Genomic DNA, 2,899 nt, shown 5'->3' on the forward strand with positions numbered 1-2,899 from the left:
TTCCACCTCAAACCTATCAACCTGATCATCTTTCAGGGATCTTACTAGCTTACGCTATGGGAAATCTCATCTTGAGGGGGGCTTCATGCTTAGATGCTTTCAGCACTTATCCCTTCCGCACATAGCTACCCAGCTATGCCTTTGGCAAGACAACTGGTACACCAGCGGTGCGTCCATCCCGGTCCTCTCGTACTAAGGACAGCTCCTCTCAAATTTCCTACGCCCACGACGGATAGGGACCGAACTGTCTCACGACGTTCTGAACCCAGCTCGCGTACCGCTTTAATGGGCGAACAGCCCAACCCTTGGGACCGACTACAGCCCCAGGATGCGATGAGCCGACATCGAGGTGCCAAACCTCCCCGTCGATGTGGACTCTTGGGGGAGATAAGCCTGTTATCCCCGGGGTAGCTTTTATCCGTTGAGCGATGGCCCTTCCATGCGGAACCACCGGATCACTAAGCCCGACTTTCGTCCCTGCTCGACTTGTAGGTCTCGCAGTCAAGCTCCCTTGTGCCTTTACACTCTACGAATGATTTCCAACCATTCTGAGGGAACCTTTGGGCGCCTCCGTTACTTTTTAGGAGGCGACCGCCCCAGTCAAACTGCCCACCTGACACTGTCTCCCACCCCGATAAGGGGTGCGGGTTAGAATGTCAATACAGCCAGGGTAGTATCCCACCAATGCCTCCACCGAAGCTGGCGCTCCGGCTTCCAAGGCTCCTACCTATCCTGTACAAGCTGTACCAAAATTCAATATCAGGCTACAGTAAAGCTCCACGGGGTCTTTCCGTCCTGTCGCGGGTAACCTGCATCTTCACAGGTACTATAATTTCACCGAGTCTCTCGTTGAGACAGTGCCCAGATCGTTACACCTTTCGTGCGGGTCGGAACTTACCCGACAAGGAATTTCGCTACCTTAGGACCGTTATAGTTACGGCCGCCGTTTACTGGGGCTTCAATTCAGAGCTTCGCGCGAACGCTAACCCCTCCTCTTAACCTTCCAGCACCGGGCAGGTGTCAGCCCCTATACTTCGCCTTACGGCTTCGCAGAGACCTGTGTTTTTGCTAAACAGTCGCCTGGGCCTATTCACTGCGGCTCTCTCGGGCTTGCACCCAAAAGAGCACCCCTTCTCCCGAAGTTACGGGGTCATTTTGCCGAGTTCCTTAACGAGAGTTCTCTCGCTCACCTTAGGATTCTCTCCTCGCCTACCTGTGTCGGTTTGCGGTACGGGCACCTTGAATCTCGCTAGAGGCTTTTCTTGGCAGTGTGGAATCAGGAACTTCGGTACTATATTTCCCTCGCCGTCACAGCTCCGCCTTCACGGTAATGGGATTTGCCTCATTACCAGCCTAACTGCTTGGACGTGCTAATCCAACAGCACGCTTACCCTATCCTCCTGCGTCCCCCCATCGCTCAAACGATTCATAAGGTGGTACAGGAATATCAACCTGTTGTCCATCGCCTACGCTCTTCAGCCTCGGCTTAGGTCCCGACTAACCCTGAGTGGACGAGCCTTCCTCAGGAAACCTTAGGCATTCGGTGGATGAGATTCTCACTCATCTTTCGCTACTCATACCGGCATTCTCACTTCTAAGCGCTCCACCAGTCCTTACGGTCTAGCTTCAACGCCCTTAGAACGCTCTCCTACCACTGACATCGTAGATGTCAATCCACAGCTTCGGTGATACGTTTAGCCCCGGTACATTTTCGGCGCAGAGTCACTCGACCAGTGAGCTATTACGCACTCTTTAAATGGTGGCTGCTTCTAAGCCAACATCCTGGTTGTCTAAGCAACTCCACATCCTTTTCCACTTAACGTATACTTTGGGACCTTAGCTGGTGGTCTGGGCTGTTTCCCTCTTGACTACGGATCTTATCACTCGCAGTCTGACTCCCAAGGATAAGTATTTGGCATTCGGAGTTTGTCTGAATTCGGTAACCCGATGGGGGCCCCTAGTCCAAACAGTGCTCTACCTCCAATACTCTTACCTTGAGGCTAGCCCTAAAGCTATTTCGGAGAGAACCAGCTATCTCCAAGTTCGATTGGAATTTCTCCGCTACCCACACCTCATCCCCGCACTTTTCAACGTGCGTGGGTTCGGGCCTCCATCCAGTGTTACCTGGACTTCACCCTGGACATGGGTAGATCACCTGGTTTCGGGTCTACGACCACATACTATTACGCCCTATTCAGACTCGCTTTCGCTGCGGCTCCGTCTCTTCAACTTAACCTCGCATGTAATCGTAACTCGCCGGTTCATTCTACAAAAGGCACGCTATCACCCATTAATGGGCTCTAACTACTTGTAGGCACACGGTTTCAGGATCTATTTCACTCCCCTTCCGGGGTGCTTTTCACCTTTCCCTCACGGTACTGGTTCACTATCGGTCACTAGGGAGTATTTAGCCTTGGGAGATGGTCCTCCCTGCTTCCGACGGGATTTCACGTGTCCCGCCGTACTCAGGATCCACTCAGGAGGGAACGAAGTTTCGACTACAGGGTTTTTACCTTCTATGACTGGCCTTTCCAGACCTATTCATCTACCCCGTTCCTTTGTAACTCCATGTAGAGTGTCCTACAACCCCAAGAGGCAAGCCTCTTGGTTTGGGCTAATCCCGTTTCGCTCGCCGCTACTCAGGGAATCGCGTTTGCTTTCTCTTCCTCCGGGTACTTAGATGTTTCAGTTCCCCGGGTCTGCCTTCTGTTACTCTATGTATTCAAGTAACGATACTATCCCATTACGGATAGTGGGTTCCCCCATTCGGAAATCTCCGGATCAAAGCTTACTTACAGCTCCCCGAAGCATATCGGTGTTAGTACCGTCCTTCATCGGCTCCTAGTGCCAAGGCATCCACCGTGCGCCCTTTCTAACTTAACTTGTTTCGGCTAAAGAT

At 52.3% G+C, this 2,899-nt stretch carries 1 rRNA gene; it reads right to left on the reverse strand.

Annotated features, from left to right (window positions below):
• A 23S ribosomal RNA gene (locus ACLIJJ_RS26720) occupies nucleotides 1–2,883 on the reverse strand; the annotation flags it as partial.
• Between the last annotated feature and the right edge of the window lie 16 nt (nucleotides 2,884–2,899).

Origin of the sequence: Niallia laureatilytica (assembly GCF_046613985.1) — a bacterium.
Classification (GTDB): domain Bacteria; phylum Bacillota; class Bacilli; order Bacillales; family Cytobacillaceae; genus Niallia.